The sequence below is a fragment of the Modestobacter sp. SSW1-42 genome (genome assembly GCF_046635825.1).
Taxonomy (GTDB): Bacteria; Actinomycetota; Actinomycetes; order Mycobacteriales; family Geodermatophilaceae; genus Modestobacter.
Window position 1 is genome coordinate 765754 of sequence record NZ_JBISCA010000003.1, and the last position, 25596, is coordinate 791349.

21 protein-coding genes are annotated in these 25596 nt (G+C 73.7%); 7 read left to right on the top strand and 14 right to left on the bottom strand.

Annotation, left to right across the window (positions count from 1 at the left end; genetic code table 11):
* Positions 1–11: 11 nt before the first annotated feature.
* The 5 genes from ACGBYP_RS14020 to ACGBYP_RS14040 form a co-directional block, all read right to left on the bottom strand.
* Complete coding sequence (locus ACGBYP_RS14020) at positions 12–356, bottom strand: non-heme iron oxygenase ferredoxin subunit (protein ID WP_411585125.1); 345 nt, start codon at positions 354–356, stop codon at positions 12–14.
* Positions 356–1711 carry a Fe-S cluster assembly protein SufD gene (gene sufD / locus ACGBYP_RS14025; protein WP_411585126.1) on the bottom strand — a complete coding sequence of 452 codons (1356 nt, stop codon included), beginning with the start codon at positions 1709–1711 and terminating at the stop codon, positions 356–358. Before sufD ends, ACGBYP_RS14020 begins: the two co-directional genes overlap by 1 nt.
* Positions 1711–3150: a Fe-S cluster assembly protein SufB gene (sufB, locus tag ACGBYP_RS14030; RefSeq protein WP_411585129.1), complete on the bottom strand. Its 1440-nt coding sequence runs from the start codon at positions 3148–3150 to the stop codon at positions 1711–1713. The genes sufD and sufB overlap by 1 nt, the downstream gene beginning before the upstream one ends.
* Positions 3147–3968: a helix-turn-helix transcriptional regulator gene (locus ACGBYP_RS14035; protein ID WP_411585131.1), complete on the bottom strand. Its 822-nt coding sequence runs from the start codon at positions 3966–3968 to the stop codon at positions 3147–3149. The genes sufB and ACGBYP_RS14035 overlap by 4 nt, the downstream gene beginning before the upstream one ends.
* 73 nt (positions 3969–4041) lie before the next feature.
* Complete coding sequence (locus ACGBYP_RS14040) at positions 4042–6612, bottom strand: ATP-dependent Clp protease ATP-binding subunit (protein ID WP_411585133.1); 2571 nt, start codon at positions 6610–6612, stop codon at positions 4042–4044.
* A gap of 231 nt (positions 6613–6843) precedes the next feature.
* Here ACGBYP_RS14040 and ACGBYP_RS14045 point away from each other — a divergent pair, with 231 nt between their 5' ends.
* On the top strand, positions 6844–7737 hold the full coding sequence (locus ACGBYP_RS14045) for a COX15/CtaA family protein (RefSeq protein ID WP_411585136.1): 894 nt from the start codon (positions 6844–6846) through the stop codon (positions 7735–7737).
* Between the two features lie 91 nt (positions 7738–7828).
* Positions 7829–8329 (top strand): VanZ family protein, encoded by a 501-nt coding sequence (locus ACGBYP_RS14050; protein ID WP_411585139.1) that lies wholly within the window; start codon positions 7829–7831, stop codon positions 8327–8329.
* Positions 8330–8331: 2 nt separating this feature from the next.
* Here ACGBYP_RS14050 and ACGBYP_RS14055 read toward each other — a convergent pair whose 3' ends face one another.
* Positions 8332–9255: a heme o synthase gene (locus tag ACGBYP_RS14055; protein WP_411585141.1), complete on the bottom strand. Its 924-nt coding sequence runs from the start codon at positions 9253–9255 to the stop codon at positions 8332–8334.
* Between the two features lie 319 nt (positions 9256–9574).
* Between ACGBYP_RS14055 and tkt the strand changes: the two genes are divergently transcribed.
* The 5 genes from tkt to pgl all read left to right on the top strand — a co-directional run bounded on the left by tkt (position 9575) and on the right by pgl (position 16766).
* Positions 9575–11812: a transketolase gene (gene tkt / locus ACGBYP_RS14060; RefSeq protein ID WP_411585143.1), complete on the top strand. Its 2238-nt coding sequence runs from the start codon at positions 9575–9577 to the stop codon at positions 11810–11812.
* A 92-nt stretch (positions 11813–11904) separates the two neighbouring features.
* Positions 11905–13011, top strand: coding sequence for a transaldolase (gene tal, locus ACGBYP_RS14065; protein ID WP_411585146.1), 1107 nt, complete (start codon positions 11905–11907; stop codon positions 13009–13011).
* A 125-nt stretch (positions 13012–13136) separates the two neighbouring features.
* A complete protein-coding gene (zwf, locus tag ACGBYP_RS14070) occupies positions 13137–14660 on the top strand; it encodes a glucose-6-phosphate dehydrogenase (protein ID WP_411585148.1) in 1524 nt (507 codons plus the stop codon).
* Positions 14661–14730: 70 nt separating this feature from the next.
* A complete protein-coding gene (locus ACGBYP_RS14075) occupies positions 14731–15948 on the top strand; it encodes a glucose-6-phosphate dehydrogenase assembly protein OpcA (RefSeq protein WP_411585150.1) in 1218 nt (405 codons plus the stop codon).
* Positions 15945–16766, top strand: coding sequence for a 6-phosphogluconolactonase (gene pgl, locus ACGBYP_RS14080; protein ID WP_411585151.1), 822 nt, complete (start codon positions 15945–15947; stop codon positions 16764–16766). The genes ACGBYP_RS14075 and pgl overlap by 4 nt, the downstream gene beginning before the upstream one ends.
* 101 nt (positions 16767–16867) lie before the next feature.
* On the opposite strand, the gene ACGBYP_RS14085 is transcribed toward pgl, so the two are convergent.
* From ACGBYP_RS14085 to whiA, 8 genes are all read right to left on the bottom strand, one after another.
* Complete coding sequence (locus tag ACGBYP_RS14085; RefSeq protein ID WP_411585152.1) at positions 16868–17209, bottom strand: RNA polymerase-binding protein RbpA; 342 nt, start codon at positions 17207–17209, stop codon at positions 16868–16870.
* A gap of 172 nt (positions 17210–17381) precedes the next feature.
* Positions 17382–17612: a preprotein translocase subunit SecG gene (secG, locus tag ACGBYP_RS14090; protein WP_411585154.1), complete on the bottom strand. Its 231-nt coding sequence runs from the start codon at positions 17610–17612 to the stop codon at positions 17382–17384.
* A gap of 125 nt (positions 17613–17737) precedes the next feature.
* Entirely contained in the window at positions 17738–19438 is a 1701-nt protein-coding gene (locus tag ACGBYP_RS14095; RefSeq protein ID WP_411585156.1) for an ABC transporter substrate-binding protein, read from the bottom strand.
* Between the two features lie 106 nt (positions 19439–19544).
* A complete protein-coding gene (gene tpiA / locus ACGBYP_RS14100; RefSeq protein WP_411585158.1) occupies positions 19545–20375 on the bottom strand; it encodes a triose-phosphate isomerase in 831 nt (276 codons plus the stop codon).
* An 11-nt stretch (positions 20376–20386) separates the two neighbouring features.
* Positions 20387–21580, bottom strand: a complete 1194-nt coding sequence (locus ACGBYP_RS14105) for a phosphoglycerate kinase (RefSeq protein WP_411585159.1) — start codon at positions 21578–21580, stop codon at positions 20387–20389.
* Positions 21580–22587, bottom strand: a complete 1008-nt coding sequence (gene gap, locus ACGBYP_RS14110; protein ID WP_411585161.1) for a type I glyceraldehyde-3-phosphate dehydrogenase — start codon at positions 22585–22587, stop codon at positions 21580–21582. The genes ACGBYP_RS14105 and gap overlap by 1 nt, the downstream gene beginning before the upstream one ends.
* 179 nt (positions 22588–22766) lie before the next feature.
* On the bottom strand, positions 22767–24425 hold the full coding sequence (locus ACGBYP_RS14115; protein ID WP_411585163.1) for a diguanylate cyclase domain-containing protein: 1659 nt from the start codon (positions 24423–24425) through the stop codon (positions 22767–22769).
* Positions 24426–24550: 125 nt separating this feature from the next.
* Complete coding sequence (gene whiA, locus ACGBYP_RS14120; RefSeq protein WP_237494784.1) at positions 24551–25531, bottom strand: DNA-binding protein WhiA; 981 nt, start codon at positions 25529–25531, stop codon at positions 24551–24553.
* Positions 25532–25596: the final 65 nt, after the last annotated feature.

The window sequence follows — 25596 nt, forward strand, 5'->3', positions numbered from 1 at the left end:
GGTGTCGCTCCTCAGTTGCTGGCCGCGGCGAGGGGGGCGTCGACGTCGACCAGGACGTCGTCGCCCTCCACCCGGACCGGGTAGACGGGGACCGGCTTGTTGGCCGGGAGGTTGGTGGGGGCTCCGGTGCGCAGGTCGAAGCAGGACCCGTGCAGCGCGCACTCGATCGTGGGGGCGCCGTCGACCTCGTCGACGTCGCCGTCGGTCAGCGGGAAGTCGGCGTGCGAGCAGACGTCCTGGATGGCGTACAGCTCGCCGTCGAACTCCACGACGGCGACGTCGACGTCGGCCAGCTCGACCCGCAGCGCGCCGTCCTCGGGGACCTCCGAGCGGGCGCAGACGCGCTCGAAGGCCATCAGGCGACCTCGACCGGCTGCTCGTCCAGCTCCGGCAGCGCACCGAGGCGGACCTCGATGGAGCGCATCAGCCGGTCCTGCAGCTCGGGGACGCCGATGTGCTGGACGACGTCGGCGAAGAAGCCACGGACCACCAGGCGGCGGGCGGTCTCGGCGTCGATGCCGCGCGAGCAGAGGTAGAACAGCTGCTCGTCGTCGAACCGGCCGGTGGCGCTGGCGTGGCCGGCGCTGACGATCTCGCCGGTCTCGATCTCCAGGTTGGGGACCGAGTCGGCGCGGGCGCCGTCGGTGAGCACCAGGTTGCGGTTGAGCTCGTAGGTCTCGGTGCCGGTCGCGGCCGGACGGATCCGGACGTCACCGATCCAGACGCTGCGCGCCTCCTCGCCCTGCAGCGCGCCCTTGTAGACGACGTTGCTGCGGCAGTTCGGCGTGCTGTGGTCGACCCACAGCCGGTGCTCCTGGTGCTGGGTCTCGTCGGCGAAGTAGAGGCCGTACAGGTCGGCCTGGCCCCCGGTGCCGGTGTAGGACACGTTGCTGACCAGCCGGACGAGGTCGCCGCCCAGGGTGACCACGACCTGCTTGAGGCTGGCGTCCCGGCCGACGACGGCGTCGTACTGCCCGCCGTGCACGGTGCCGGGCGCCCACTCCTGCACCGAGACGACGGTCAGCTGCGCACCGTCGCCGAGCAGGAAGGCCGCACCGCCGGAGTACTTGGCCAGGCCCGCGTGGTCCAGGACGACGGTGGCCTGCGCGAACGCACCCACCTCGACGACCAGCTGGCCCCACACGACGTCCTCGGCGCCCGTGCCGGACAGCCGCAGGGTGACCGGGCGGTCGAGCACGGCCTCCTTGGCGATCCGGAGCACCGTGGCACCGTTGCTGCGCTGGCGGGTCAGCGCCGCGAGCCGGTCGACCGGCTCGGGCAGGCCCTTGAGCAGCGGGTCGCCGGCCTCGACGGAGGTCAGCACCGCACCCTCGGGGAGGTCGCTCTTCACCTGCAGGTGGGCGTCGGACGGCGCGCCGTCCAGCAGCTGGCGGGCCCGGCGCAGCGGGGTGAACCGCCACTCCTCCTCGCGGCCCGTGGGCTTGGCGAAGGCGTCGGGGTCGGTGGAGGTGAAGCGCTCCGCCGGGGACCCCGTGGGCGCCGGCCCCCCGGTCACCGCCGGGCCGCCGTGCGAGTGCGCCCCGGGGGGTGTGTCGCCGGCGCTGCCGGTGGCCGTGGCCGGGGTGGTCGGCGGGCCGGCCTGGGCGCCCACGCCGGGAGCGAACAGCTCCGCGGCGAGGGCGGCCTTCTCCTCGTGCGCCAACTCGGCGGCGTCGAGGTCCACGGTGTTGCTCGTGTCGTTGGTCGACATCAGCCGACGGCACCTTCCATCTGCAGCTCGATCAGGCGGTTCAGCTCGAGGGCGTACTCCATCGGCAGCTCCCGGGCGATCGGCTCGACGAAGCCGCGCACGACCATCGCCATCGCCTCGTCCTCGGACAGCCCGCGGCTCATCAGGTAGAAGAGCTGGTCGTCGCTGACCCGGGAGACGGTCGCCTCGTGGCCCATGGACACGTCGTCCTCGCGGACGTCGACGTAGGGGTAGGTGTCCGACCGGCTGATCGTGTCGACCAGCAGGGCGTCGCACTTGACCGTGGACTTGGAGCCGTAGGCGCCCTCGTCGATCTGCACGAGGCCGCGGTAGGAGGTGCGGCCACCGCCACGGGCCACGGACTTCGACACGATCGTCGAGGAGGTGTGCGGGGCGGCGTGCACCATCTTGGCGCCGGCGTCCTGGTGCTGGCCCTCGCCGGCGAAGGCGATGCTCATGACCTCGCCCTTGGCGTGCTCACCGGTCATCCACACGGCCGGGTACTTCATCGTCACCTTGGAGCCGATGTTGCCGTCGACCCACTCCATGGTCGCGCCCTCGTGGGCCACGGCCCGCTTGGTGACCAGGTTGTAGACGTTGTTCGACCAGTTCTGGATGGTCGTGTACCGGCAGCGCGCGTTCTTCTTGACGATGATCTCGACGACCGCGGAGTGCAGCGAGTCGGTCTTGTAGATCGGCGCGGTGCAGCCCTCGACGTAGTGCACGTAGGCGCCCTCGTCGATGATCATGAGCGTCCGCTCGAACTGGCCCATGTTCTCGGTGTTGATCCGGAAGTATGCCTGCAGCGGGATCTCGACGTGCACGCCCTTCGGCACGTAGATGAACGAGCCACCGGACCACACGGCGGTGTTCAGCGCGGCGAACTTGTTGTCACCGGCCGGGATGACCGAGCCGAAGTACTCGCGGAACAGCTCGGGCTGCTCGCGGAGCGCGGTGTCGGTGTCCAGGAACAGGACGCCCTGCTCCTCGAGGTCCTCACGGATCTTGTGGTAGACGACCTCGGACTCGTACTGGGCCGCGACACCGGAGACCAGCCGCTGCTTCTCGGCCTCCGGGATGCCCAGCTTGTCGTAGGTGTTCTTGATGTCGTCGGGCAGGTCGTCCCACGAGGCGGCCTGCGCCTCGGTCGACCGCACGAAGTACTTGATGTTCTGGAAGTCGATCCCGGACAGGTCCGAGCCCCAGTCGGGCATCGGCTTCCTGCCGAAGATCTGCAGCGCCTTCAGGCGCCGCTCCAGCATCCACTCCGGCTCGTTCTTGCGGCGGGAGATGTCGCGGACGACGTCCTCGTTGATGCCGCGGGTGGCCGAGGCCCCCGCGACGTCGGTGTCCGCCCAGCCGTACTGGTAGTTGCCGAGCGAGTCGATCGTCTCGTCCTGCGTCATCGGCGTGCTGGGCACCGGCTGCGTGGTGGTCATGCGGGGGTCCTCTCCCGGTCGATCGAGGGGGTGCTCAGAGTGCTGGCGCCGGCTCCGGGAGCTCCGGGGGCCGTGGCGCGACCAGCAGGTACAGGGCTCACAGGGGCGCCTTTGTTCCCAGGGCGCGGCGCGCGCTGGGTGGGGATGTGCGTGGTGCAGACGCCGTCGCCGTGGGCGATGGTGGCCAGCCGCTGGACGTGCGTGCCGACCAGCCGGCTGATCACCGCGGTCTCGGCCTCGCACAGCTGGGGGAACTCGGCGGCGACGTGCGCCACCGGGCAGTGGTGCTGGCACAGCTGGCCGCCGCTGGAGATCGCCGATGCGGTCGCGGCGTAGCCCTCGGCGGTGAGCGCGGCGGCGAGCACCTGCGCCCGGTCGACGGGCTGGGCGCCGGCCTCCTCCACCGCGCTGTCGACGGCGGTGGAGCACCGCTGGGCCAGCCCGGTCAGCTGCTGCTCGGCGACCGCCCGCACGGCGTCCGGGCCGCCGTGCTCGGCGACGAACCGCAGCGCGGTCAGCGCCAGGTCGTCGTAGGCGTGCGGGAAGGCCGAGCGGCCGGCGTCGGTGAGGGTGAACCGGCGGGCCGGACGCCCCCGCCCGCGCTGCCCGCCCGGGGCCTCGCGCTCGGCGACCCGGCCGGCGGCGACCAGGCCGTCGAGGTGCCGCCGGACGGCGGCCGGGCTGACGCCCAGCCGGGCGGCGAGCTCGGTGGCCGACTGCGCCCCGTGCTCGAGCAGCAGACCCGCCACCCGGTCACGGGTGCGGCCGTCCTCGGCCGGCGCACCGGCGGGGACGGCCACGGCCGCAACGGTTTCCACAACACGATTGTGTGCTTATTCGGGGAGCCCGCAAGCAAGGGTCACCTTGCTTGCGGGCTCCCCGAGAGCGAGGTCACACCGCGGCGGGGCTCTCCGCCTCCGTGACGGTGTCCGGCTCCCGGTCGCCGTCGGCCACCTGGACGTCCAGCCGGCCGTCGGCGACACCGACCGTGACCCGCTGGCCGGCGCTCAGCTGCCCGCCGAGGACCAGCCGGGACAGCCGGTTGTCGACCTCCCGCTGGATCGCCCGGCGCAGCGGCCGGGCGCCGAAGGCCCGCTCGAAGCCCCGCTCGGACAGCCAGGACACCGCCTCGGGCGTGAACTCCACCGTGATGTCCTGCGCGGCCAGCCGGCGCCGGGTCTCGTCCAGCAGCAGGTCGGTGATCTTCTCCAGCTGCGCGGGCTCCAGCTGCCGGAAGACCACGATCTCGTCGATCCGGTTGAGGAACTCGGGCCGGAAGGCCTCCCGCAGCCGCCGCATGACCTGGTCCCGGACGTCGCTGTTGCCGCCGTCGTTGCTGGTGAAGCCCAGCGGTCCGGCGCTGTTGACGATCGCCTCGGAGCCGAGGTTGCTGGTCATGATCACCACGGTGTTGCTGAAGTTCACCGTGCGGCCCTGCGAGTCGGTGAGCCGGCCGTCGTCCAGCAGCTGCAGCAGCGTGTTGAACACGTCCGGGTGCGCCTTCTCGATCTCGTCGAGCAGCACCACCGAGTAGGGGTGCCGCCGCACGGCCTCGGTCAGCTGACCGGCGTCCTCGTAGCCCACGTAGCCGGGGGGCGAGCCGACCAGCCGGCTGACCGTGTGCCGCTCCTGGAACTCGCTCATGTCCAGCCGGATCATCCGGTCGGAGTCGCCGAACAGCGCCTCCGCCAGCGCCCGGGCCAGCTCGGTCTTGCCCACGCCGGTCGGGCCGAGGAACAGGAAGCTGCCGATCGGCCGGTCCGGGTCGCCCAGGCCCGCGCGCGACCGCCGGATGGCCTCGGCGACCACCTCGACCGCCTCGTCCTGGCCGACGACCCGCTGGTGCAGGTGCTCCTCCAGGCCCAGCAGCCGCTCGCGCTCCTCCTGGGTCAGCTGGGCCACCGGCACGCCGGTCGCCCGGGAGACGACCTCGGCGATCTCGGTCGCACCCACCTCGGGGATGCCGGCCTCGCCGCCGTCGCGCGCCCGCTCGAGGCCGGCCTGGGCCGTGGCCAGCTCGTCGCGCAGGGCCGAGGCCCGCTCGTACTGCTCGGCCGCGACCGCCTGGTCCTTCTCCCGCTGCAGCCGCTGCACCTCCTGCTCCAGCTCGCGCAGGTCGGTGGTGGGCCGCTTGACCCGCAGCCGGGTGCGCGCGCCGGCCTGGTCGATCAGGTCGATCGCCTTGTCCGGCAGGTGCCGGTCGGTGATGTAGCGCGCCGACAGCTCGGCCGCGGCGACGAGGGCCTCGTCGGTGAAGCGCACCTGGTGGTGGGCCTCGTAGCGGTCCCGCAGCCCGCGCAGGATTTCGATGGTGTCCAGCGTGCTGGGCTCGGGCACCAGGACCGGCTGGAAGCGCCGCTCCAGGGCCGGGTCCTTCTCGATGTTGCGGCGGTACTCGTCCAGCGTCGTGGCACCGACGATGTGCAGCTCACCGCGGGCCAGCGCCGGCTTGAGCATGTTGCCCGCCCCGGCCGAGCCCTCCGAGCCGCCGGCCGCGACCACGGTGTGCAGCTCGTCGATGAAGACGATCACCTCGTCGCTGTGCTCACGGATCTCGTCCATCACCTTCTTGAGCCGCTCCTCGAAGTCGCCGCGGTAGCGCGTGCCGGCGACCAGGCCGGTGAGGTCGAGCTCGACCAGCCGCCGTCCGCGCAGCGAGTCGGGGACGTCGCCGTCCACGATCTGCAGGGCGATGCCCTCGACGATCGCGGTCTTGCCGACGCCGGCCTCGCCGATCAGCACCGGGTTGTTCTTGTTGCGGCGCGACAGCACCTCGATGGTCTGCTCGATCTCCTGCGCGCGGCCGATGACCGGGTCGATCTTCCCGTCGCGGGCCATCGCGGTGAGGTCGCGGCCGTACTCGTCCAGCGTGGGGGTGCTGGACGGCGCCTGCGCGCCACCACCGGGGCCGCCGCTGCCGCCGCGGGCGGGCACCGGGCCACCGGCGGCCGCCTGCTGCAGCGCCTCGGGGGTCACCCGCGCACCGCCCAGGACCCGCCCGGCGCCGGAGTCGGGGTTCACCGACAGCGCGAAGAGCAGGTGCTCGGGGCCGATGTAGGTCGAGCCGCTGGCCCGGGACACCTGGTGGGCGTCCAGCAGCGCCCGCTTGGCCGCCGGGGTCAGCGACACCGGCTGACCGGTCGGCTCGCCCTGGCGCAGCTGGGCCTCCAGTGCGGCCTGCAGCTGGTCGGGGTCGGCGCCGGCCCGCTGGACCAGGGTGCGGGTCGGCTCGTGGCCGGCCAGCGCCCAGAGCAGGTGCTCGGTGTCCAGGTCGGCACTCCCCCACTGGCTGGCCGCCCGGGCCGCCGCGGAGACCACCTCGCGGGAGTGCTCGCTGAGCAGCTGGGTGATGTCGACCCGCTGCATGCCCCGGCGGGCACCGGCGCCGGAGTTGAGGAACGCGGAGAAGAAGTCGTCGAACGGGCTGCCACCGAAGGGGCCGCCCGGGAATCCACTCGTCATGTCTGATGGGACCTCTCGTCGGAAGGGACCGGCGCTCGCCTACCCGCTCCGCGACGCTGCGCACCGGTTCAGCGGGGTGTCGGGGGCCGCCGGGTCTGCGCGCGTCGGGCCGGGTCGCTCTCCGGGTGACCGGGCTCTCGGCTCGGACCGGGGGGCGGGGGCACCGAGGTAAGTAGCATCGGCCGCGTGCCGGTTCTTCCCGCGTCGTTCCGCTCTCGGATGAACCCGTCCGTGGTCTCCCGCATCCTGCTGGCCAACGTGATCGCCAACGGCGTGATCGTCGTGACCGGCGGCGCCGTGCGGCTCACCGGCTCCGGACTGGGCTGCCCGACCTGGCCCGAGTGCACCGACGGCAGCATCCGGCCCACGCCCGAGCTCGCCGGCCACGGGCTCATCGAGTTCGGCAACCGGCTGCTCACCTTCGTGGTGCTCGTGGCGGCCGTGGCCACCGTGGTCGCGGTGTTCGCCTCCGCGCGCCGCGACCTCCGCCGGCTGGCGGTGCTGAGCTTCCTGGGCATCCCGGCCCAGGCCGCGCTCGGCGGGGTCACCGTGCTGACCGGGCTGAACCCGTGGACGGTGGCCGCGCACTTCCTCGTCTCCACCGTGCTGATCGCCATCGCCACGGTCCTGTGGCTGCGCTCGCGCGAGCCCGGGGTGGGCCAGCTGGTGGTCCGCCGGCCCTTCGCGCTGCTGGTCACCGGCATCGCCGCCACCGTCGCCGCCGTCCAGGTGGTCGGCACCGTGGTCACCGGCAGCGGCCCGCACAGCGGCGACCCGGAGGCCGGGCGCACCGGCTTCGACCCCGAGCTGGTCAGCCAACTGCACGCCGACTTCGTGTTCCTGCTCATCGGCCTGACCATCGCGCTGCTGGTCGCCCTGGCGGCCACCGACTCCCCCGGCCGGGTCCGCCGGGCCGCCCGCGACCTGCTGGTGGTCGAGCTGCTGCAGGGCGTCGTCGGCTACGTGCAGTACTTCACCGGCCTCCCGGTGGTCGCCGTGCTGCTGCACATGGCCGGGGCCGTGCTGATCACCGTCTACACCGCACGGCTGGTGTGGTCGGTGCGCGGTCCGGCCTCCGAGCTGCCCGTCGGCGCCGTCCACCCGGTCTCCGCCGCCGTCCACTGACCCGCGGCGCGCCGGTGGCGGGGTGTCCCCCGGGTCGACGGTGCGGTGAGAGGGTCACCGGCGTGCTGACGCCGACGACCCGTGCGCCCCGGTGATCACGAACGCCCTGCTCGACCACGCCGCACTGGTGCCGCTCGGGCTGCTGGCCGTCGCCGCCGGCTGCGTGCTGCTCGGGTGGGTGGCCCTGCGCAGCCGGCGCCTGACCGGGGCGCTGCTGGGTGCGTCACTGCTGCCGGTGGTGGCGCTGACGCTCGTGCCCGCCGCCGCCTCGCGGGTGGACGACGTCCGCTGCACCGTGCAGTTCGCCCTGCCGACCCTGGGCAGCGTGGAGCTGCTGGCCAACGTGGCGCTCTTCCTGCCCCTGGCGTTCTCCGGCACGCTGCTCACCCGCCGTCCCCTGCGGGTGCTCGCCGCGGCCGCCGGGGCGTCGGCGACCATCGAGGCACTGCAGGCGCTCGTGCCGCTCCTGGGGCGCGCCTGCGACACCAACGACTGGCTGATGAACACCACCGGCGCGGCGGTGGGCGCGGCGCTCGCTGCCGGCGTCCTGACGCTGGCGTCCCGCCGACCGCGCGACCGGGCGCCCGCCTGACGTCACACGAGGACGTCGGCCACCAGGGCGATCGACAGCAGCGTCATGTAGGTGATCGACACCGAGAACAGCTTCATCGGCCGGTCGGGGCCGCCGGAACGGATCCGCCGCAGCCAGGCGTGCGACTCGGCGACGTACCAGGCGCCCAGGCCCAGCGTGGCCAGGCCGGTGATCCAGCCCAGCTGCGGGGTGGCGGGGACCATCAGCAGCGAGGTGCCCAGGGTGCCCCAGGCCCAGGCGACGGACTGCTGCCCGACGGTGACCGGCCCGGCCACCACCGAGAGCATGGGCACCCCGGCGCGGAAGTAGTCGAAGCGGAACCGGCTGGCCAGGGCCCAGAAGTGCGGCATCTGCCAGCAGAAGACGATGCCGAAGAAGACCAGGGCCGGCCAGTCCAGCGACCCGGTGACCGCGGCCCAGCCGATCAGCACCGGGGCGGCGCCCGGGAGCCCGCCGAAGACGGTGTTGTGCCGGGTGCGGCGCTTGAGCACCATCGTGTAGAGCACCGAGTAGGCCAGCACCGCGGCGGCGGCCAGGGCGGTGGCCAGCGGCGTGGTGAACAGGCCCAGCAGCACCAGCGAGACCCAGGCCAGCATCACGCCGAAGACCAGCGCGTTGCGGGGGGAGATCACCCCGCTGGGGATCGGCCGGTCGCGGGTGCGCGACATGAGCCGGTCGATGTCGCGGTCGTACCAGCAGTTGATGGTGTTGGCGGCCCCGGCGGCGAGCATGCCGCCGACCAGGGTGGCCACGACCAGGCCCGTGCCGGGCCAGCCGCCGTCGGCCAGCATCATCGCCGGCAGGGTGGTGACCAGCAGCAGCTCGACCAGCTTGGGCTTGGTCAGCGAGACGTAGGCGGCCACCGTGGCCCGGGCCGAGCGCAACGGCCGGGCGGAGCTGACGGAGCGGTCGGCGACCGTGGTCACCGGGTGCCCAGGGACGCGGCGTCGCGCGGGCAGCAGGGCACGGATGAGTCCTTCTCCGCCGGGGGGTGAGCGTGCCCGGCCACTGTACCGCCCTCCCTGTGTGCGGCGCCCCGCACGACTAGGGTTTGATCACGTTGACTCTGCGCGTGATGCGGGTAGGGCGGACGTCGAGGACGACGGCGCGCTTCCGGTCACGACCTCCGACCGCGCCGACCGGGGCGGCCGTGGTGTGCACCGTCGTCCGCCCGGGGCAGGGCCGCCCCCGAGCCACCGGGTGGGTCCGACATCGACCGATCCCCGAGGGAGCACCGAGCGCCACATGACCACCGACAACAGCTCCTCCACGCAGTCCACGAACGCCGAGGCACCGGCCGAGGCCGCCAGCGACACCCCCACCGGCTCGCCGCGCCAGCCGCAGCCGACCCTCCCCGAGGGCTTCGGTGACCTCGACCGCAAGGCCATCGACACCGCCCGCGTGCTGGCGATGGACGCCGTCCAGAAGGTCGGCAACGGCCACCCGGGCACCGCGATGAGCATGGCCCCGGTCGCCTACCTGCTCTTCCAGAAGTGGCTCAAGCACGACCCGTCCGACCCGAACTGGGCCGCCCGCGACCGCTTCGTGCTGTCGATGGGGCACTCCAGCCTCACCCTCTACGTCCAGCTTTACCTGGCCGGCTACGGCCTGGAGCTCGAGGACCTGCAGGCGCTGCGCACCTGGGGCTCGAAGACCCCCGGCCACCCCGAGGTCGGCCACACCGCCGGCGTCGAGACCACCACCGGCCCGCTGGGCCAGGGCGTGGGCAACGCGGTGGGCATGGCCATGGCCGCCCGCCGCGAGCGCGGCCTGCTCGACCCGGACGCCGGCGAGGGCGAGAGCCTGTTCGACCACACCGTCTGGGCCTTCGCCTCCGACGGCGACCTGGAGGAGGGCGTCTCCGGCGAGGCCTCCTCGCTCGCGGGCACCCAGCAGCTGGGCAACCTGGTCCTGGTCTACGACGACAACAAGATCTCGATCGAGGACGACACCACGATCGCCTTCACCGAGGACGTCGGCGCCCGCTACGCCGCCTACGGCTGGCACGTCCAGCACGTCGACGACGGTGAGGACCTGGCCTCCCTGGACGCCGCCTTCGCCGCCGCCAAGGCCGAGACGACCCGCCCCTCGATCATCGTGCTGCGCACGGTCATCGGCTGGCCGTCGCCGAACAAGCAGAACACCGGCGGTGTGCACGGCTCGGCCCTCGGCGACGACGAGGTCAAGGCCACCAAGCAGGTGCTGGGCTTCGACCCGGAGAAGACCTTCGACGTCGCCGCCGAGGTCATCGAGCACACCCGCAAGGCCGTCACCCGCGGCCAGGAGGCGCACGCCGCCTGGCAGGAGCAGTTCTCCGCCTGGCAGCAGGCCAACCCCGAGGGCGCCGCGCTGCTGGAGCGGATGAGCACCCGCACGCTGCCCGAGGGCTGGGCCGGGAAGCTCCCCACCTGGGACGCCGACCCCAAGGGCGTGGCCACCCGCAAGGCCTCCGGTGAGGTGCTGGCCGCCATCTACCCCGAGCTCCCCGAGCTGTGGGGCGGCTCGGCCGACCTGGCCGAGAGCAACAACACCGCGGTCAAGGGCGAGCCGTCGTTCCTGCCGGCCAGCCGCCAGACCAAGGCGTGGTCCGGTGGCCCCTACGGCCGCACGCTGCACTTCGGCGTCCGCGAGCACGCCATGGGCGCGGTCATGAACGGGATCGCCCTGCACGGCGGCACCCGCGTCTACGGCGGCACGTTCCTCACCTTCTCCGACTACATGCGTGGCGCGGTGCGGCTGGCTGCCCTCATGCAGCTGCCGGTGACCTACGTGTGGACCCACGACTCCATCGGCCTGGGCGAGGACGGCCCCACCCACCAGCCGATCGAGCACTACGCCGCGCTGCGCGCCATCCCGGGTCTGGACTTCGTCCGCCCGGCCGACGCCAACGAGACCGCGGTCGCGTGGCGGACGATCCTGGAGAACAACGACCGGCCGGCCGGCCTGGCGCTGTCCCGGCAGAACCTGCCGGTCTTCGACCGCAGCGAGTTCGGCTCCGCCGAGGGCGTGGCCAAGGGCGGCTACGTGCTGGCCGAGGCGTCGACCGGCACCCCCGAGGTGGTCCTGATGGGCACCGGCTCCGAGGTGCAGATCGCCGTCGCCGCCCGCGAGCAGCTGGAGGCCGCCGGCGTCCCGACCCGCGTCGTCTCCCTGCCTTGCTGGGAGTGGTTCGCCGAGCAGGACGAGGCCTACCGCCTCGAGGTCCTGCCGCCGTCGGTGAAGGCGCGCGTCAGCGTCGAGGCCGGGGTGCCGATGGGCTGGCGTGAGTTCGTCGGTGACGCCGGCCGGATCGTCGGCCTGAACCACTACGGCGCCAGCGCCAGCTTCTCGAAGCTGTACGAGGAGTTCGGCCTCACCGCGGAAGCCGTCGTGGCCGCCGCGCGGGAGAGCATCGAGGCCGCGAAGAACGGCGCGACGCCGCCCTCCGGTGCCGCCGTCGCCCGTGGCGGGGTCTACACCTCCACCGCCACCGGCGACCACTGAAAGGACCCCGCTGCGCAGGCAGCGGGGCCGACGACAACTCCAGCGGCGGGGCCCCCAGGACGGGGGCCCCGCCCACCACGGAAGGCAGTGACATGGCACAGAACGAGAATCTGGCGAAGTTGTCCGAGACGGGGGTCGCCGTCTGGCTCGACGACCTCTCCCGCGACCTGATCCACAGCGGCGACCTGCAGAAGCTGGTCGACGAGTCCAGCGTCGTCGGCGTCACGACGAACCCGAGCATCTTCGCCGCGGCGATCAGCGGCTCGAAGTCCTACGACGACCAGCTGCACGCCCTGGCCGTGCGCAAGGTCAGCGTCGAGGAGGCCCTGCGCACCATCACCGCCGCCGACGTCCGCGACGCCTGCGACCTGCTCGCGCCGGTCGCCGCCCGCACCGGGCGCGACGGCCGGGTCTCCCTCGAGGTGGCCCCCGGGCTCGCCCACGACGAGGACGGCACCGCCGCCGAGGCCGCCCACCTGTGGTGGCTCGTCGACCGGCCGAACCTGTTCATCAAGATCCCGGCCACGCTGGCGAGCCTGCCGGCGATCACCTCCACGATCGCCAAGGGCATCAGCGTCAACGTGACGCTGATCTTCAGCATCGACCGCTACAAGGCCGTCATGGACGCCTACCTCACCGGCCTCGAGCAGCGGCTGGCCGAGGACCCGGAGGCCTCCTTCGAGGGCATCGAGTCCGTCGCGTCGTTCTTCGTCTCCCGCGTGGACACCGAGATCGACAAGCGCCTGGACGCCGCCGGCGCCGACGCCTCGCTCAAGGGCAAGGCCGGCGTCGCCAACGCCCAGCTGGCCTACCAGGCCTACGAGGAGGTCTTCTCCTCCGACCGCTGGAAGGCGCTGGAGGCCAAGGGCGCCAGCAAGCAGCGGGCGCTGTGGGCCTCCACCGGGGTCAAGAACCCCGATTACTCCGACACGCTGTACCTCTCGGAGCTGACCGCCCCCGACACCGTCAACACGATGCCGGGCAAGACCATGCAGGCCTTCGCCGACCACGGGCAGGTCGGCACCCCGGTGCAGTCCTCCTACGCCGAGGCCGAGAAGGTCATGGCCGCCGTCGTCGAGGCCGGCATCGACCTCGACGACGTCTTCCGCGTCCTCGAGGACGAGGCCGTGCAGAAGTTCGTCGACGCCTGGGACGAGCTCACCGCCTCCGTCAAGGGCCAGCTCGAAGACAAGAAGTGACCCCGCGGGGCGGTGCGGCCGGGACCCGGCCGCACCCCCCCCCGCCCCCGCACCTCCCTGCCGTCCGGGTCGCTCGCCGGCCCGGCGGTCCGGCGCCCACCGCGAGCCCCCCGAGGACGGAAACGATGTCCACCAACCCGTTGCGCGACCCGCGGGACCGGCGGCTGCCCCGAGTGCCGGAGCCGTGTGCTCTGGTCGTGTTCGGCATCACCGGCGACCTGTCGCGCAAGAAGCTTCTCCCGGCCGTCTACGACCTGGCCAACCGGGGTCTGCTGCCCACCAACTTCGCGCTGCTGGGCTTCGCCCGCCGCGACTGGGGCGACTCCGAGTTCTCCGAGCTGGCCCGCTCGGCCGCCCGCGAGCACGCGCGCACCCCGTGGCGCGAGGAGGTCTGGGAGCGGCTGGCCAACAGCGTGCGCTTCATCCAGGGCTCCTTCGACGACGACGCCGCGTTCGACGAGCTCGCCGCGAACCTGAGCGAGCTCGAGGGCAGCCACGGCATCGGCGGCAACGCCGCCTTCTACCTGTCCATCCCCCCGGCCATGTTCCCCACCGTGCTCAAGCAGATGGAGCGCACCGGGATGGCCGAGAGCACGCCCGACCGCTGGCGCCGCGTGGTCGTGGAGAAGCCCTTCGGCAACGACCTGGCCTCCAGCCGCGAGCTCAACACGCTGGTCGACTCGGTGTTCACCGCCGACGACGTCTTCCGGATCGACCACTACCTGGGCAAGGAGACGGTCCAGAACCTGCTGGCGCTGCGCTTCGCCAACGAGCTGTTCGAGCCGGTCTGGAACGGCCACCACGTCGACTCGGTCCAGATCACCATGGCCGAGGACGTCGGCATCGGCGGCCGGGCCGGCTTCTACGAGAAGACCGGCGCGGCCCGTGACGTGCTGCAGAACCACCTGCTCCAACTGCTGGCGCTCACCGCCATGGAGGAGCCGGTCGAGTTCTCGGCCGAGGAGATCCGCACCGAGAAGCTGAAGGTGCTGCGCGCGGTCTCCGTCCCCGAGCCCGAGGACATGGAGCGCTTCGCCGTCCGCGGCCAGTACGAGCAGGGCTGGCTCGCCGGCCAGCGGGCCACCGGGTACCGGCAGGAGACCGGCGTCGCCGACGACTCCACCACCGAGACCTACGCCGCCGTCCGGCTGGGCGTGGAGACCCGGCGCTGGGCCGGCGTCCCGTTCTACCTGCGCACCGGCAAGCGGCTCCCCCGCCGGGTCACCGAGATCGCCCTGGTGTTCAAGCGGGCGCCGCACCTGCCCTTCGCGCCCACCGACACCGAGGAGCTGGGCCACAACCAGCTGGTGATCCGGGTGCAGCCCGACGAGGGCATGACGCTGAAGTTCGGCTCGAAGGTGCCGGGCAGCGTCATGGAGGTCCGCGACGTCGCGATGGACTTCCTCTACGGCGAGCAGTTCACCGAGGCCAGCCCCGAGGCCTACGAGCGGCTGCTGCTCGACGTGCTGCTCGGTGACGCCACCCTCTTCCCGCGCAACGCGGAGGTCGAGGCGTCCTGGGCGGTCATCGACCCGCTCGAGGAGTTCTGGGCCGGCACCACCCCGCAGCCCTACCGGGCCGGCGAGTGGGGCCCGCGCGCCGCCGAGGACATGCTCGCCGCCGAGGGCCGCTCATGGCGCCGGCCGTGACCGCGCCGACCGCGCCCCCGGCCGCCGTGCACCCGACCGCGACGCACCCGACCTACGAGAGAGGCCTGTCGTGACGACGCTGTGGGACACCACCGGATCCGCGGTGGTCAAGGAGCTGGCCGCCCAGCGCCGCACCGGCGGTGCGGTGATGAGCGGCGTCGCGCTGACCCTCGTGGTCGTCGCGGACGAGAGCCGGGTGGCCGAGGCCGAGGAGGCCGCCAGCGCCGCCGCCGCGACCAACCCGTGCCGGCTGCTCATCGTGGTCCGCCGCCAGGTCGAGGCGCCCGTGCCCCGGCTCGACGCCGAGGTGGTCGTCGGCGGCCGCCTGGGCCCCGGCGAGGCCGTGGTCATGCGCATGTACGGCCGGCTCGGGCTGCACGCCGAGTCCGTCGTCCTGCCGCTGCTGGCCGCCGACGCCCCCGTGGTGACCTGGTGGCACGCCCCGCCGCCGGAGCGGGTCTCCACCGACGCGCTCGGCGTCATCGCCGACCGCCGGATCAGCGACTCGTCCATGTCCGACGACCCGGTGAGCGCCCTGGCCGTCCGGGCGAAGGACTACGCGCCCGGCGACACCGACCTGACCTGGACCCGCAGCACCCCGTGGCGGGCGACGCTGGCCTCGACGCTGGACTCGGTGTCCGGGCGCCGCGCCGAGGCCGTGCGCGTGCTGGGCGGTGAGGTGTCCGGCGACGTGCACAACGCCACCGCTCAGCTCGTCGCCGGCTGGCTGTCCTCCCGGTGCGGTTGCTCGATCCAGGTCGTCCCCAGCACCCGCGTCCCCGGGTCGGCCGGCATCGACTCGGTCACCCTGCGGCTGGACCAGGACGAGGAGGTCCGCCTGACCGACGACCGCAAGGGCGGTGCGGTGATCCAGCAGCCCAACCGGCCCGAGGCCACCGTCGCGCTGCCGGACCGCTCGCTCGGCGAGCTGATCGGTGAGGAACTGCGCCGGCTGGACCAGGACGAGCCCTTCAGCGAGGCCCTGGAGGTGGTGACCGGCGAGACCGGCCTGTCCGACCGGCCCGCGCTGCGCGAGCACGTCTGGTTCGACCCGATGCGGGCCAAGCCGCCCATGGGCCAGACCCCGGGCAAGTCCGCCGGTGACGAGCCGACCGGTGTGGCCGCGCCCCTGCCGACCGTCCCGCCGTCGTCCGAGGACACCGACGAGGTGGCCGAGAGCGGCGAGCACGACGACCCGGCCGACGACTCCGACGAGCAGTCGGTCGTCCAGGACGCCGACGCTCCCTCCGCCGACGTCACGCCGCGGGGCAAGGGGGGCAAGCGGTGAGCCAGAGCCAGGAGTCCCCGGGCGACCGCGTCGACGAGGCGCTGGCCGACGCCGGCCTGCCCACCCCCGACGTCGTGGTCGAACCCGACGCCGACACCCTCGCCCGGTCGGTGGCCTCGGCGCTGGTCGCCCGGCTGGCAGCCGCCCAGGCGGTGCACGGGACGGCGTCGGTGGTGCTCACCGGCGGCGGCATCGGCACCGCCGTGCTGCAGCGGGTGGCCGCGCTGGCCGCCGAGCCCGAGCACGCGGTCGTCGACTGGACCGCTGTGCACGTCTGGTGGGGCGACGAGCGCTGGGTGCCCGTCGACCACCCGGACCGCAACGAGCTCGGCGCGCAGCAGGCGCTGCTCGACCACGTGACGGTCGACCCGGAGAAGGTGCACCCCATGCCCTCCTCCGACGCCGGCTTCGACACCCCGGAGGAGGCGGCGTCCTGGTACGCCGAGCAGCTCGCGGCGGTCGCGGACGACGGCGCCGCCGTGCCGCGGATCGACGTCCTGCTGCTGGGCATGGGGCCGGAGGGTCACGTGGCCTCGATCTTCCCGGACTCCCCGGCCGCCACCGACCACCGCCCGGTCGTCGCGGTCCGCGACTGCCCGAAGCCACCGCCGACCCGGGTCAGCCTGGGGTTCTCTGCGATCACGGCGGCCGAGGAGGTCTGGCTGCTGGTCAGCGGCGAGGGCAAGGCCGCTGCGGTGGCCCAGGCGCTGGGTGGCGCCCGGCCCGTCGACCTCCCCGCCGCCGGCGCCCGCGGCCGGCAGGCCACCCGTTGGCTGCTCGACACCGCCGCCGCCAGCGAGCTGCCGCGCAGCGCGTAGGGACACCCGGCGAGACGACCACGGCCCGGTCACCCCAGCTGCTCATGGGGTGACCGGGCCGCGGTCGTCCGTCCTCCCGCCTCGGGGCGGGAGGACGGGGGCTAGGCGCCGCGGCGGGCGCGCAGCCGGGTCAGCGCCTCCTGCAGGAGGGCGTCACCGTCCTCGTCGGAGCGGCGCTCCCGCACGTAGGCCAGGTGCGTCTTGTAGGGCTCCGTCCGCGGTGCGGGCGGAGGATTGTGCTGATCGGTGCCGGCCGGCAGCCCGCAGCGCGGGCAGTCCCAGCAGTCCGGCACCTCGATGTCGGCCGCGAAGGCGATCCGCGACTCGTGCCCGTTCGCACACCAGAAGCCGACCCGGTTGCGCGGCGCTGCCTCGCCCCGTTCGACCTCACCCATCGGCCCTGCACCGACCCGGCTCCCCCGAATCGCGTTCCCTCCAGCCACGAGCGGCCCCCCTGATCGTCGCCACGTCGCGGTGACTGAGTGATCACCGCCCGGGCAGTGTAGGGCCTGGGAGGGAGTCGCAGGTCACGATGCGGACTCCACCTTGCCGGAACCGGATCGTCCGGACGCCCCCTGCGGCCGCGCCCCCAGGGCGCGGCGCGGGAGCCGGTCCTCAGGCCTTGATCAGGATGCCGAGGGCGACGATGCAGACCGCCCACAGCAGGCCGGCGAAGACGGTCAGCCGGTTGAGGTTCTTCTCGACCACGGAGCTGCCGGACAGCTGCGAGGAGACCGCGCCGCCGAACATCGACGACAGTCCGCCGCCCTTGCCGCGGTGCAGCAGGATGAGCACGATCAGCAGGACGCTGGTCAGCGCCAGCAGCACGTTGAGGAACAGTTCCATGGTCGTCCGTCTCCTGTCCTCTGCCCACGCCGGCGGGTGAGGTTCCACCCACGTGGTCCGGGGCTCTCAGCGGACCAGCCTAACGGACCGCGGGCGCGGCCCGGCCGACCCGCCGCCGAGCCCGGTCAGCCGACGCCGGCGGTGGCGACGTCGTAGCTGCCGTAGGGCTGCATGACCACGCCGTTGCGCAGCCGCTGCCCGGCCAGCAGCTGCACCCGGGTCTCGGCCAGCGGCACGTAGGCCACCGTCTGCCCGGCCGCGGTGGCCACCTGCCGCCAGGCGTCGGTGGCGACCGTCGGGTCGGTCGCCGCCCGCGCGGCGTCCACCAGGCCGTTGACCCCCGGGTCGTCGATCCGGGCGTAGTTGGTGTTGCCCAGCCCGCGGATCGAGCGACCGTCGACCAGCGGCACCAGGAACGACGCCGCGGTCGGGAAGTCCGCGGTCCAGGTGGCCAGCACCAGGCCGTAGCCGGCGGCGGTGACCGTGTCGGGGTTGGTGATGTCGGAGTAGTAGGTGCTCGGGTCCAGCTTGCGCACCTCGGCGGTGATGCCCACCTCGGCCAGGTCGGCGGCGAGCGACTCGGCCACCAGGACGGTGCCCGGCACGTCCGGCACCGCCAGGACCGTCTGGAAGCCCTCGGGCCGGCCGCAGGCGGCCAGCGACGCCCGCGCCGCGGCGGCGTCCGGCTGCGGGTCGAGGTCCTCGGGGCCGCCGGCCACCGCGCGCGGCCACAGCACGGAGGTGCGCTCGGCGTTGCCCGGCCCCTGCAGCGCCTCCTGGACACCGACCCGGTCGACCACCGCGGCGACCGCCGCGCGGCAGTCCCGGTTCTCCATCGGCGCCACCGTCGTGGGCATCGCGAGGAGCCGGACGGCGCCGGTGGTCACGTCGTCGATGCGGCCGGCCAGGGCGTCGTCGACGACCCGGCTGGTCGTGGCCTGCTGCACGCCGGTGCCGGACAGGTCGAGGTCGGCCGAGCCCGCGAGCAGCGCCTGGTCGCGGGCCACGCCGGACAGCCCGGTGCGCACCAGCACCGCGTCGGGCAGCGCCGTCCGGACGTCGTCGGTGGCCGGGTCCCACTGCGGGTTGCGGGCCAGGGCGATGCCGGTCTGGGCGTCGACCGAGGTGATCATGTAGGGCCCGGAGCTCACCGGGTCGTCGCCGTAGGCGCCGCCGGTGTCGTTCTCCGCGGGCACCGGGCTGCTGGAGGGCAGCGCCAGCACGAACGGGAAGTCCGGCGTGGGCGTGGTCAGGGTGAACACGATCGTGCGGTCGTCGGGGGTGGCGACCGACCGCAGCCCCAGCCGGTCCTGCGACTCGTCCTGGTAGGGCCCGGGATAGGGGTCGGCCTTGTCGTCGAGCAGGTCGACGACGTAGGTGGGTCCCCCGACGACGACCTCGGAGGCGAAGGACCGCTCGATGCCGTACTTGACGTCCCGCGAGGTGATCGGCCGGCCGGTCTCGAACCGCACGTCCTCGCGCAGCGTGAACGTCCAGGTGCGGCCGCCGTCGGTCGTGGTGCCCAGGTCGGTGGCCAGGTCGGGCACCAGCTCGTCGGTGCTGCCCGGCGCCGAGGAGTAGGTGACCAGGGTGCGGGCGTACAGCCGCATGAGGTTCCAGGCGCCGCGCGCGTAGGACCGCTGGGGGTCCAGGCTGTCGATCTGCCCGGCGACCACGCGCAGCGTGCCCCCGGCGGTGTCGGAGGGCGCCCGGACGCCGGTCACTCCGCTGTCGGGCTCACCGGGCTGGGTCGGCACGGCGGCGGCGCCGGTATTGCTGCCGCTGCACCCGGTCAGCACCGCCAGCGCGACCAGCACGGACAGCACGACGGCCGACCGACGCACCCCCGCGGCGGAGGTGCGACCGGTCGGCCGTCGTGCGGTGCTGTTCGTCAACGTGGCTGGTGCTCCACCCGGTCGGTGCCGGCGGCGGTCAGCTGCCGTCGGCGGCGGTACGACAGATCTGCGCGAACTGGTCGGCGTCCAGGCTGGCCCCGCCGACGAGCGCGCCGTCGACGTCCGGGCCGGCGAGGATGCCGGCCGTGTTGTCGGCCTTGACCGAACCCCCGTAGAGGATACGGACGGCAGCGGCCAGCTCCGGGCCGTGCAGCTCGGCGAGCCGCGCCCGCAGCGCCCCACAGACCTCCTGCGCATCGGCGGGCGTCGCCACCTCGCCGGTGCCGATCGCCCAGACCGGCTCGTAGGCGATCACGATGCCCGACCCCGGCCCGTCGGGGCCCCGCAGCTGCTCGGCGGTGAGGCCGTCGAGCGCCCGGTCGAGCTGGGCGGTGCAGTGGGACACCTGCGCGCCGTCCCGGCGCACCTCGAGCCCCTCGCCCACGCAGAGCAGGGGCACCAGCCCGTGCTCCAGCGCCTTCCGCACCTTGGCGGAGACGAGTGCGTCGTCCTCACCGTGCAGGGTGCGCCGCTCGGAGTGGCCGACGACGACGTACTGGCAGGCCAGCGCGGCGAGCATGGCCCCGCTGACCTCACCGGTGTACGCGCCCTCGTCGGCGGTCGAGAGGTCCTGCGCCCCGTAGCCGATCGCCAGCTTGTCGCCGGCCACCAGCGTCTGCACGCTGCGCAGTGCGGTGAACGGCGGCAGGACGACGACCTCCGCCGCCTCGAGCTGCACGTCGGTCAGCGAGAAGGCCAGCTTCTGCACCAGCCCGATGGCCTCGAGGTGGGTGAGGTTCATCTTCCAGTTGCCCGCGATCAGCGGGCGCCGGCCCTCCCGGACCGGCTGTGCCTTCGTGCGCGCCATCGTCCCGCGCCTCAGTCGGCCAGGACCGCGAGACCGGGGAGCTCCCGGCCCTCGAGGAACTCCAGCGACGCCCCGCCACCGGTGCTGATGTGGCCGTAGGCGGCCTCGTCCAGCCCGAGGGTGCGGACCGACGCGGCGGAGTCACCGCCACCGACGACCGACAGGCCCTCGACGGAGGCCACGGCCTGCGCCACGCCCCGGGTGCCGGCCTGGAACGGAGCCAGCTCGAAGACGCCGACCGGGCCGTTCCAGAAGACGGTGCGGGCGCCGGCGAGCTGCTGGGTGAACAGCTCGATGCTCGCCGGGCCGATGTCGAGGCACTCCTCGTCGGCGGGGATGCCGTCGAAGGGGACGACGCGCGTCGTGGCCTCGGCGCTGAACTCGGTGGCGCTGACGAGGTCGACCGGCAGCACGATCCGGTCACCGGCCTCGGCCAGCAGCCGCCGGCAGGTGTCGACCTGGTCGGCCTCGAGCAGCGACTTCCCGACCTCCAGGCCCTGGGCGGCCAGGAAGGTGTAGGTCATCCCGCCGCCGATGAGCAGCTTGTCGACCCGGGGCAGCAGCGCCTCGATGACGCCGAGCTTGTCGCTGACCTTCGAGCCGCCGAGGACGACCACGTAGGGCCGCTCGGGGTCCTCGGTGAGCCGGGTGAGCACGTCCAGCTCACGGGCGACCAGCCGGCCGGCCGCGTGCGGGAGGCGCAGCGCGACGTCGTACACCGAGGCGTGCTTGCGGTGCACGGCACCGAACGCGTCGTCGACGTAGAGGTCGGCCAGGGCGGCCAGCCGGTCGGCCAGCTCCCCGCGCTCGGCGTCGTCCTTGGAGGTCTCGGCCGCCTCGAAGCGGACGTTCTCCAGCAGCAGCACCTCGCCGTCGGCCAGCCCGGCCACCTTCGCCGTGGCGTCGGTGCCGGCGACGTCGCCGGCCAGGGTCACCGGGCTGCCGAGCATCTCGCCCAGCCGTGCGGCGACCGGGGCCAGCGAGAACTGCGGGTCCGGCGTCCCCTTGGGACGACCCAGGTGCGCGGCCACCACGACGCGGGCACCGGCGGCCTGCAGCGCCTGCAGCGTGGGCAGGCTGGCCCGGATCCGGCCGTCGTCGGTGATCGCGCCGGTCTTCTTGTCCAGGGGGACGTTCAGGTCGGCGCGCAGCAGCACGCGCCGACCCGAGACCCCGTCGGCGATGAGCTCGTCGACGGACCGCATCAGGAGAGCTTCGAGCCGACCAGGACGACGGAGTCGACCAGGCGGTTGGAGTAGCCCCACTCGTTGTCGTACCAGCCCACGACCTTGACCTGGTTGCCGAAGACCTTGGTCAGGCCGGAGTCGAAGATGCACGACGCCGGGTCGGTGACGATGTCGGAGGAGACGATCGGCGCGTCGGTGTAGGTGAGGTAGGGGGCCAGCGGGCCGGCGGCAGCCGCCTTGTAGGCGTCGTTGACCTCCTCGACGGTGACGTCGCGGCCCACGGTGACGGTGAGGTCGGTGGCCGAGCCGGTGGGCACGGGCACGCGCAGCGCGTAGCCGTCGAGCTTGCCCTTGAGCTCGGGCAGCACCAGGCCGATGGCCTTGGCCGCACCCGTGCTGGTGGGGACGATGTTCAGCGCGGCGGCGCGGGCGCGGCGGAGGTCCTTGTGCGGGCCGTCCTGCAGGTTCTGGTCGGCGGTGTAGGCGTGGATCGTGGTCATGAGGCCACGCTCGATGCCGAACGCGTCGTTGAGGACCTTGGCCAGCGGCGCCAGGCAGTTGGTGGTGCAGGACGCGTTGCTGATGATCGTCTGCGAGCCGTCGTACTGCTCGTGGTTGACGCCCATGACGATCGTCAGGTCGTCGCCGGTGGCCGGCGCGGAGATGATGACCTTCTTGGCGCCACCGGCGTCGACGTGCTTGCGGGCGTCGTCGGCCTTGGTGAAGAAGCCCGTGGACTCCACGACGATGTCGACGCCCAGCTCACCCCAGGGCAGGTTCGCCGGGTCGCGCTCGGCGAGCACCTTGACCGTCTTCTCGCCGACCTTGATGCCGTCACCGGTGACCGAGACGTCCTCGGCGAGCTTGCCGAGGATGCTGTCGTACTTGAGCAGGTGCGCCAGCGTCTCGGGCGTGGTCAGGTCGTTGACCGCCACGACCTCGACGTCAGCACCGCTCGCCGCGACCGCGCGGTAGAAGTTGCGGCCGATCCTGCCGAACCCGTTGATCCCGACCCGTACCGTCACTGAAGACCTCCCAGACCGTGTCGCCCAGCCGGGCCGGTCGGCCCAGCGGAACCGTCGGCCGCGCGTGTGCACGGCCACATTTCGCACGCAGCCTAACGGGCTGCGGTGGGCACCCCGACCGGGCGGTCCGACGGCCGCCCGGACCGCCTGCAGACGTCGCGGACGTCTGCCGCGGTGGGTCAGGGGACGGCGGGGACGGTGAGGCGGGCCGGACCGCCGGCGCCGACCGCACCCGCGGTCGGCGCCACGACGACCCGGTCCCGCCCGGCCGCCTTGGCGGCGTACAGGGCCTCGTCCGCCGCCGCGAGCAGGGCAGCCGGGTCGGTGGCCCCGGCCCGGACGGCCACCCCCGCGCTCACCGTCACCCGCACCGGGTGGCTCCCCAGCTGGTGGACGGCGCGGGCGCAGGCGCGCCGCACGGCCTCGGCGCGAGCCGCTGCCTGGGTGCGGTCCGCCCACGGCAGGAGCAGGACGAACTCCTCCCCGCCGAGACGGGCCAGGGTGTCCCCCGGCCGGGTCGAGCTGCGCAGCGCGTCGGCCACCCCCTGCAGGACCTGGTCGCCGGCCGCGTGGCCGAAGCGGTCGTTGACGCTCTTGAAGTGGTCGACGTCGAACACGACCACCGCGAGCGAGCCGTCCGCCTCGTCGGCCATCAGCGCCCTGGCGAGCGCCCGGTCGAGGTGCCGCCGGTTGTGCAGCCCGGTCAGGTGGTCGCGCACCGCCTCCTCGGAGAGCTCGGCCTGCAGCCGCTCGACCACCGCGAGCTGGGCGGCCAGCCGGACGTTGAGTGCCTCGGTGGCCAGGTGCCGGGCCCGCTCCTCGCTCACGTCGCGCACCACCGACACCCTGCCGAGCAGCCGGCCGCGACCGTCGGTCACCGGCGCGGTGCGCACGTCGCACCAGAAGCCGGGGCGCAGCTCGACCGGGCGGCGCTCGTCGCGCTGGAGGACCGATTGGACGGCAGTGGCGACGTCCTGGCCGGCGACCTCGGCCAGGGTGGCGCCGAGCGGGTCGGCGACGACGTCGGGACGGACACGGCGCAGCAGGGCGCGGGCGGCGGGGTTGAGGTCGAGCAGCCGCCCGGCCGGGTCCCAGACGACGACGGCGTCGGTCATGGTCTCGACCGCCTGGTTGCGTGCCACCGGCAGCAGCTGCAGCAGCCCCATCCGCAGCACCGCGAAGCCGGCGATCACGCCCGTGGCCACGAAGAACAGCGGGGTCAGGTCGACCGCACCCCGGTCGGACATGAGGCCGGTCAAGGTGACGTTGCCGATCACCGGGGGCAGCGCGGACAGCAGCAGGACGCCGCTCTGCCGGCGGGCCAGCGTGGTGCTCCCCCGCATCCGCCAGGCGAGCAGGCCCAGTGCGCTGGCGATCATCAGGTAGCTGTAGGCGGCATGGGCGAGGAACGCCGGCCCGACGACGAGCGCGACCTGCCCGGCCGGCGCCCCGAGGTCGGTGCCGCCGTACACCCACGGCCAGGTGGCCGGCAGCGCGGTCAGCACGAGGATCGTGACCGGCTCCACGAGCAGCCCGGCGACGAGTCGCCGGCTGGGGCGCCAGGCCGGGTCGGTGAGCGCCCGCGGCAGGCACCACAGACCGATGACCGCGGCGCCGACGCCGATGAACAGGACCGGCTGGGACGCCCGGCGGACAGCGGCGCCCACGTCGGCCAGCAGCACGCCGTCGGCCACCGACCAGACCGCGATGCCGGCCATCACCAGCGCGAGGCAACTGGCGGCCGAGTTGCCTCGCCGTCGCTGCCAGCAGACCCGGGCCACGGCCAGCGCCACAGCCGTGGCGACGACGAAGGCGACGGTCAGCGGCACCGGACCCACGACGCACCTCCGACCGTCACCGCGCCCCCGTCGGCCGCCGCTCAGCAGGAGGGATCGGCACGCGGGCGCGCCGGCTGTGCCGGCCGGCCCGGCCTGCACCCCGACGGGGTGAGGTCGCGCCCCTCCTACTGGGCGAGCATGTCGTCGGTGACGACGGACTCCGTGTCCGGGATGCCGAGGTCCTTGGCCCGCTTGTCGGCCATCGCCAGCAGCCGGCGGATCCGGCCGGCGACGGCGTCCTTGGTCATCGGCGGGTCGGCGCGCTGGCCCAGCTCCTCGAGCGAGGCCTGCCCGAACTCCAGCCGCAGCCGCCCGGCCACGAGCAGGTGCTCGGGCGCCTCGTCGGCGAGGATCTCCAGGGCGCGCTCCACCCGGGCGCTGGCCGCGACCGCGGCGCGGGCCGAGCGGCGCAGGTTGGCGTCGTCGAAGTTGGCCAGCCGGTTGGCCGTCGCCCGGACCTCGCGGCGCATGCGCCGTTCCTCCCAGGCCAGCACCGCGTCGTGGGCGCCCATCCGGGTCAGCAGCGCGCTGATGGCGTCGCCGTCACGGACGACGACCCGGTCGGTGCCCCGGACCTCACGGGCCTTGGCCGCGATGCCGAGCCGGCGGGCCGCGCCCACCAGGGCCATCGCCGCCTCCGGCCCGGGGCAGGTGACCTCCAGGGACGACGAGCGCCCCGGCTCGGTCAGCGACCCGTGGGCCAGGAAGGCGCCCCGCCAGGCCGCCTCGGCGTCGCCGATGCCACCGGAGACCACCGACGGCGGGAGCCCGCGCACCGGCCGGCCGCGCTGGTCGACCAGCCCGGTCTGGCGGGCCAGGCCCTCGCCGTGCTTGGCGATCCGCACCAGGTAGCGCACCCCGCGGCGGATGTTGCCCCCGGCGAGCACGCTGACGCCGCTGGTGTAGCCGTAGACCTCGCTGATGTCGCGGCGCAGCCGCCGGGCCACCGAGCCGGTGTCGAGCTCGGCCTCGATGACCACGCGGCCCCCCACGATGTGCAGGCCGCCGGAGAAGCGCAGCAGCGCCGTCACCTCGGCCTTGCGCTCGGAGGTCTTCGTGCACTCCACGCGGGAGAGCTCGTCCTTCACCATCGCAGTCATCGCCATGAGCGGTGTTCCCTTCCCCCTGTGTGCCGGCCGGTGCACCGGTCGTCCCGGTGCGCAGCCACTCC

Coding starts and splice junctions, on each gene's coding strand:
- sufD (WP_411585126.1), bottom strand. CDS start 1,711: ATGTCGACCAACGACACGAGCAACACCGTGGACCTCGACGCCGCCGAG.
- ACGBYP_RS14020 (WP_411585125.1), bottom strand. CDS start 356: ATGGCCTTCGAGCGCGTCTGCGCCCGCTCGGAGGTCCCCGAGGACGGC.
- whiA (WP_237494784.1), bottom strand. CDS start 25,531: ATGGCGATGACTGCGATGGTGAAGGACGAGCTCTCCCGCGTGGAGTGC.
- tkt (WP_411585143.1), top strand. CDS start 9,575: ATGACCACCGACAACAGCTCCTCCACGCAGTCCACGAACGCCGAGGCA.
- ACGBYP_RS14040 (WP_411585133.1), bottom strand. CDS start 6,612: ATGACGAGTGGATTCCCGGGCGGCCCCTTCGGTGGCAGCCCGTTCGAC.
- sufB (WP_411585129.1), bottom strand. CDS start 3,150: ATGACCACCACGCAGCCGGTGCCCAGCACGCCGATGACGCAGGACGAG.
- tal (WP_411585146.1), top strand. CDS start 11,905: ATGGCACAGAACGAGAATCTGGCGAAGTTGTCCGAGACGGGGGTCGCC.
- tpiA (WP_411585158.1), bottom strand. CDS start 20,375: ATGGCGCGCACGAAGGCACAGCCGGTCCGGGAGGGCCGGCGCCCGCTG.
- zwf (WP_411585148.1), top strand. CDS start 13,137: ATGTCCACCAACCCGTTGCGCGACCCGCGGGACCGGCGGCTGCCCCGA.
- secG (WP_411585154.1), bottom strand. CDS start 17,612: ATGGAACTGTTCCTCAACGTGCTGCTGGCGCTGACCAGCGTCCTGCTG.
- ACGBYP_RS14105 (WP_411585159.1), bottom strand. CDS start 21,580: ATGCGGTCCGTCGACGAGCTCATCGCCGACGGGGTCTCGGGTCGGCGC.